The sequence below is a fragment of the Methylobacterium sp. Leaf112 genome (assembly GCF_001423295.1).
GTDB lineage: Bacteria > Pseudomonadota > Alphaproteobacteria > Rhizobiales > Beijerinckiaceae > Methylobacterium.
In genome coordinates, this window is the sequence record NZ_LMNG01000026.1 from 1 (window position 1) to 5,741 (window position 5,741).

The window sequence follows — 5,741 nt, forward strand, 5'->3', positions numbered from 1 at the left end:
ATCGCCGCCGTCAGCGACGTCTTGCCGTGGTCCACGTGACCGATCGTGCCAATGTTGCAGTGCGGCTTCGTACGAGCGAATTTCTCTTTGGCCATCGTCTCTTTCCTGCGGCAAGCTCACACGAGCGGGCGCCCGGTCAGTCGCTCGAAAACTTAATCGAGCCGGGCGAAAGACGCGGCTCGCTTAGAGGCTTGCCGTCCTTTGATCAAGGGCTTTGCCGACAATCGTCCCCGGGCCGCCGTGCCGGAGCCCCCTCACCCGATGGAACGCTTGATCGGAGACGCTTCGAGCAGGGCCGCCTTGTCGACGCCCAGCGCTTCGGCGATCTCGTCCAGCGCCGTCGCTTCGAGGGGGGAGATGCCGTCGTGATCGGCGACGTCGGCGGCGATCAGGAAGGCGGCGGCGCGCTCCGTCTCGCCGCGTCCGAGGATGCCGGCGACGCGGCGGAGGTTCTCCGCCCGTCCGGCGCGGGTCCGCGCCCGGGCGATGCCGTCGTAGAGCTCGCTCTCCAGCATCAGGCGGTCGTAGCCCTTCTCGAGGATCGGATTGGCCTGGATGCCGGCGAGCGCCGTGTCGAACTCCTCGCTCGCCACTTCCCCGTCGGCGACGATGACGTTGGCGGCGGCCGAGACCATGGCCTGCATCAGGGCCGTGTCGCCCGCATAGGCGGTGACGGTCTGGCTGAAGCGGGCGACGATGTCCTGAAAGATGTTCATGGGACGCTTCTCATGGGGCCGTGAGGATGGGGCGACCCGCGCTGTACGATTCCGGGGGACCTCGCCGTTTCGCGCCGGGAAGGCAAGGGGTCGTGCGACGCGAGACCGCCGGGTTTCAGAACAGGGCCACGAGGGTGACGCCCAGGACCATCAGCACGCCCCCGACGATCCGCCACGGGCTCGCCGCGTGGACGGCAAAACCGATCCAACCGAAATGATCGAGGACGATGGAGGTGGCGACGCCGGCCGTGACGAGGATCGCCAGGAACGGGGCTGCTCCGATGGCCTGCGCGGCGAAGAACTGCGACAGGACCACGAGGGCACCGAGGCATCCGCCGAACCAAGCCCAGGCCGGCACCTGCGCGGCCTGGGCGAGGCTCGGCAGGCTGAAACGGCCGGAGACGAGGCCGATGAACAGCAGGGTGGTCCCGGTGCCGAGGGCCACCGCGAGCCCGGCGGCGAAGGGCTGGCCGAGGGCCTTGGAGAGGGTGGCGTTCGTGCCGCCCTGGACGGCGTTGGCAATGCCGGCCACAAGCGCGAGACCATAGAGATACCACATCGGGATCACCACTCGGTTCGGGCGGTCACCGCCTGACGGAAGCGACCTCCCGCATATAGGGCAGCGACGGCCGAACATGACCGAAGGGATGGGACGCGAGGACGCGGCGCGCGCGCGGGTGGTCGATCAGGGCCTGCGCGGTCTCCTGCGGCGGGCGACGTCGGATGCGCACCACCGCCTCGATTCCGGCTGGGCCGGCCACGATCTCCAGGAACGGGGAGCCTATGTCGGGTTCCTCGCCGCCATGGCGGCAGCCCTGGTGCCCCTGGAGGCGGACCTCGCCGCGTCGCCTCCCGAAGCGCTGCCCCCCGATTGGCCGGCGCGCCGCCGCACCGACGCGATCCGGGCCGACCTGGCGGCCTTGGGGCATCCCGCCCCGCCTGCGCCGGCGATGTCCCGCGCGCAGCCGCCGGCCGAGGTCGCGGGGCTGCTCTACGTTCTCGAGGGCTCGCGTCTCGGGGGCCAGATGCTCCTGCGCCAGGCCCTGGCGAGCCCCGATGCGACGGTTCGGGACAACACCCGCTTCCTTCGGCAGGGCGAGGGTCAGCGCCTGTGGCCGAGCTTCGCCGCATGGCTTGAAACCCGGCCCGCCTCGGATGCCGACGGCGCCGTCGCCGGTGCCCTCAGGGCCTTTTCACTGTTCGAGAATGCCCAGAGCGCCCGGGCCTAGCCGACCCGCTCGTCCGGCGCACTTTCGCACAGGGTGGTCGACGGTGCTGCAGCGCGCACCTGCGACGGACCGGGCCCCTCGACAGGGTGAAGCCTTGGCTCCCCGACCGGAACTGTTTCGGCGCGGCGCGCCCGAGGCCAGGACCGGCCGCAGGATGGTGCCGGGTCCGGGCGGCATCGGCCAAGGTCCGGCCGCGAGGCAGGCCCGTCATGCCCTCGCGAGTTCCCGGGTGATGTGCTTCACCGAGGGCGTGACGATGGCCACGAACTGCGCCTCGCGCAGTGGCCTGCCCCCATTTGGTGGCCCAGGTTCGAAGTTAGTGCATCGTCGGTCGGGTGACGATGGCAAGGCGAGCGGACGACGGCACTGATCCGCTCGGTTCCGTTGGCCAGATGACGACCTCCGGCGCAGGTGGCTGGTATCCGAGCGACGAATGCGGCCGGATGCTGTTGTCGTGCCTTCGCCATTGCTCGATCACGACGCTGGCTTCCTTGAGGGTGTAGAACACCTCGCCGTTGAGGAGTTCGTCCCGCAGCTTCGCGTTGAAGCTCTCGCAATAGCCGTTCTCCCACGGACTGCCCGGCTCGATGTAGGCGGTCTGCGAGCCAACCGCTGCGATCCAGTCCTGGACCGTCTTGGCAATGAACTCCGGCCCGTTGGCCGAGCGGATATGGCCTGGCACGCCGCGCAGACTGAACAGGTCCGAGAGTACGTCGATCACGTCGAGGGCCTTCAGTCCGCTCGACCCGCTTCACGTTCACCGTCCAGCCGTCACGCCGGAGCAAGGCCGTGATCCGACGATAGCCGTAGCGCCCGTACTGGAGAGCCAGCGCAACGATGGCGACCGTCAGAGCGGCCTCGTCCTCGACTACGACGGCGGATTTGCGCTGTGTCGAACGATGCTGCCCCAAAACTTGGCAGGCGAAGCGTTCGGACACACCGTGCTCGGCAACGACGGAGTCGACACAAGCCCGGCGGCGAGCTGGGCTCAGAAGTTTTGCTGGCGCTGCCCTTCGGGTCCCGCAGCCGCCTCCTTCAGGATGAGCTTCTCAAGGGTCAGATCGGAGATCGCCCGGCGGAGGCGCTGGTTCTCGGTCTCCAGGGACTTCAGCCGCTTGACCTGATCGCCCTTCAGGCCACCGTACTCAGGGGGCAGGCCACGTTCCTTAGGGTGATGGGGCGCAAGGCCCGACGGACCTGGGCGCCGTTCTACCCCCGGGGTCTGTGCTGGGCTGTCGGCATCGTGAGGAACCGGAAGATCTACGCGGCCGACGTGCGACCTGTCCGCCGCCGGTGCGCGGCAGGCCGTCATCGGACTGCTGTTTGCCGGCCTCGTCCCACTCGTCCTGTGCCCCCATTGCCGAAGGCGCTTCCAGCTGCCCACCGACATCAAAATGCCCAGGGGGTGCTAAGTCAAAATCAGCGATTCACGACGCACTTGTAAGCGGACGTTCATTCCTTCATCCGTCGCGGGCGGTTTTTCGTCTCCGACGTGCCGTTACATTCGCCTGAATTCGACTCGACGCGCGGCTACGTTCCTTGCTGGCCGAACGAGCCTTCGATCCGCTCAGTCCAGGCGTGCGGCAACGCCGGCATGGAATAGGTTCAGTGCCGTGCTGACCGTACGTTCGATCTCGTCTCGCGTTGGCTTCGGCCGAACCCCCAGGCTGAGATCGCGTACGAACGGGCTGACGACCATGCAAGCCAGCATATCTGCAGCGAGCTTCGGGTCGTCCGCCCGCAGCCGACCGAGATCGTTCTGCCGGCGTACCCATGCCGCGAGGGGCTCGATCACGTAAGCTTCGAGGGCGTCCTTGTACGCCTGCGCCATCTTCGGGAATTGCCGGGCCTCCCCGATGGCGAGGCGGTGGGCCGTGACGCCATCCTCCGAGGTCGACAACAAGCAGAACTCGATGAGGCAGTGCGCGACCTCCGAACGAACGAGGTCGGAACTGGCTGACGTGAAGATCGCGCTGAACAGCGTTTGGCATGCGTCCGCCACCACCTCGTACATGAGCGCCTCCTTGGACGCCGCATACTGGTAGACCGTCTTTTTCGAGATCCCCGCCTTGGCGGCGATGGAAGCAACCGTCGCGCCCGCGAAACCCGAGCCGAGGAACTCCGCCCGGGCTACGGCCACGAGCCGAGCGTAGGTCTGATCGTCCTTGGCGACCCGTGGGACCGAGACGGCCTCCTCAGACTCTGGCATGGGCATTCCCCCTCCGCCTCTCCGCATCGTGGCGCCTCGCATCGACTAGATCACGTAATCAAAAACCGTATGGTTTCCAGGGATGACCGGTATGCGACATTGCTCGGCCGGGCGCCAGAAGCCCATAGCGCAGACCCGATTACAACTGGAGAATGATGAAAACCTAAATGATTCGCATCGTTGAGTCGTCGCTCGCCCCGTGCTCCATCACAGGATCGGGAGCCATACCGAAATCCACGTTCCGAAAGACAGCTTGCCAACCTCTGGAAGGAAACCATATGGTTTCCATGGAAGGGCCGCGACGCTCTCGTTTGATGGCGTTCCGGCGACCAGACGCTCATTTCGGGCGGACCGAAGGAGATTGGGGATGAGGACATCCGAATGCACATCAAGACACTTCGTCCGAAGTGCCGTCGCCTGTGTCCTGCTGGCTGCCGCTGCAGCGACGCCGGCAAGCGCCGGCGATGACAGTCTCCACGCCGACACCGCCGCCGAAAGGCGCGCCTGCACACCGGACGTCCTCCGGCTGTGCCGCACACTCATCCCGGACCGGCGGGCGATCACCGACTGCCTCCTCACGAACAGCTCGCGGCTCAGTCCGGATTGCCGCGCCGTCATGGCCAGCCGGCGGTGAGAGATTCCCGTGAATAACCCCATGCCATCCGAGGACGGATACATGAGCGGCTTCAGCACTCCCGAGACGGGCCCGCCCATCGCCATCATCGGCAGCGGCACTTTGGACCAGTGGATCGCCTGAAAGGATTTGATCCCGCGGTGTAACGATACGGTCGAGTACCCTGTCGCAAGGGATAGGCTACTGGGTAGGTTCTCCGTGGAAATGCCACCACGACGGAGGCAATCCGTCGCGCGATCCAGTTCGCCTTCGTGCTGCTGGTGGAGAGCGTCGGTACGATGGAGGCTCCTCGGTTCCTCCGCGACTTCATCCAAGCGGTGCCTTACCGTATCCACACCGTGCTCACCCACGACGGCATTCAGGCCACGTCACGCCGACGGGACGTCTACGCCAGCCAGCACATATTCGATCGCGTCTGCGACGAGCATGGCATCGACCATCGGTTGACCAAGGTGAACCACTCTTGGGCCAACGGGTAAGTCCAGCGTTTGCCCCGGAGGGCAGCGCGAAGCAGCAAACCGTCTGATCGAGGATACGACGATCACACGCGACCACTACGACCGCCATGCTCAGCTTCGGGCGTATCTGCATCTGTTCGTCGATGACCACAACCATGACCGCGGACACAAGACGCTGTACGGCCTGACACCCACAGAGTTCATCCTCGATGCCTGAACGAAACAGCCCGATGGCTTCAGGATCAACCTGTCACACCTCCTCTCGGGATCGTGTACCGAGAAACCCGGATGACGAACACAATCGCAGGTGGTATGCGGTGTCGTCAGCTTGACGGTTCGGAGACCCGCCGATGGAGCCCCATGTCCGCTACACGCTGGCGGGTCGTCTTCTGTCGATCGCGACGGCGACCCCGAGCGGGTGCGTCTCGCCTTCGGCTCGGCCGATGCCGAGCACATCCACGACTGGCGCCGGCAGATGCGCTTCACCCCCGGCAA

Annotated in this window: 5 protein-coding genes and 2 pseudogenes; 2 read left to right on the forward strand and 5 right to left on the reverse strand. The window is 66.1% G+C overall.

All coding sequences use genetic code 11. The features are described from left to right. The 3 genes from ASF52_RS22655 to ASF52_RS12380 form a co-directional block, all read right to left on the reverse strand. A partial coding sequence (locus tag ASF52_RS22655; protein ID WP_139221393.1) for a GTP-binding protein occupies positions 1–95 on the reverse strand: 95 nt, incomplete at its 3' end. 159 nt (positions 96–254) lie between these two features. Beyond that, a complete protein-coding gene (locus tag ASF52_RS12375; protein WP_056172274.1) occupies positions 255–716 on the reverse strand; it encodes a tellurite resistance TerB family protein in 462 nt (153 codons plus the stop codon). Positions 717–831: 115 nt separating this feature from the next. Further along, a complete protein-coding gene (locus tag ASF52_RS12380) occupies positions 832–1,275 on the reverse strand; it encodes a DMT family transporter (RefSeq protein ID WP_056172277.1) in 444 nt (147 codons plus the stop codon). Positions 1,276–1,351: 76 nt separating this feature from the next. Here ASF52_RS12380 and ASF52_RS12385 point away from each other — a divergent pair, with 76 nt between their 5' ends. Then, the gene (locus ASF52_RS12385) at positions 1,352–1,945 is read left to right on the forward strand and encodes a biliverdin-producing heme oxygenase (RefSeq protein ID WP_244473802.1); all 594 of its coding nucleotides are present in this window, start codon (positions 1,352–1,354) and stop codon (positions 1,943–1,945) included. Between the two features lie 316 nt (positions 1,946–2,261). On the opposite strand, the pseudogene ASF52_RS12390 reads toward ASF52_RS12385, so the two are convergent. Both ASF52_RS12390 and ASF52_RS12395 read right to left on the reverse strand, forming a co-directional pair. After that, positions 2,262–3,092: pseudogene (locus ASF52_RS12390) on the reverse strand (integrase core domain-containing protein); the annotation flags it as partial. 420 nt (positions 3,093–3,512) lie between these two features. After that, entirely contained in the window at positions 3,513–4,154 is a 642-nt protein-coding gene (locus tag ASF52_RS12395) for a TetR/AcrR family transcriptional regulator (RefSeq protein WP_162241027.1), read from the reverse strand. Between the two features lie 855 nt (positions 4,155–5,009). On the opposite strand from ASF52_RS12395, the pseudogene ASF52_RS23250 reads away from it, so the two are divergent. Then, a pseudogene (locus tag ASF52_RS23250) lies at positions 5,010–5,538 on the forward strand (IS481 family transposase); the annotation flags it as partial. Positions 5,539–5,741: the final 203 nt, after the last annotated feature.

Bases quoted from the DNA above. Each gene is read 5' to 3' on its own strand.
- ASF52_RS12375 (WP_056172274.1), bottom strand. From the start codon at position 716: ATGAACATCTTTCAGGACATCGTCGCCCGCTTCAGCCAGACCGTCACC.
- ASF52_RS12380 (WP_056172277.1), bottom strand. From the start codon at position 1,275: ATGTGGTATCTCTATGGTCTCGCGCTTGTGGCCGGCATTGCCAACGCC.
- ASF52_RS12385 (WP_244473802.1), top strand. From the start codon at position 1,352: ATGACCGAAGGGATGGGACGCGAGGACGCGGCGCGCGCGCGGGTGGTC.
- ASF52_RS12395 (WP_162241027.1), bottom strand. From the start codon at position 4,154: ATGCCAGAGTCTGAGGAGGCCGTCTCGGTCCCACGGGTCGCCAAGGAC.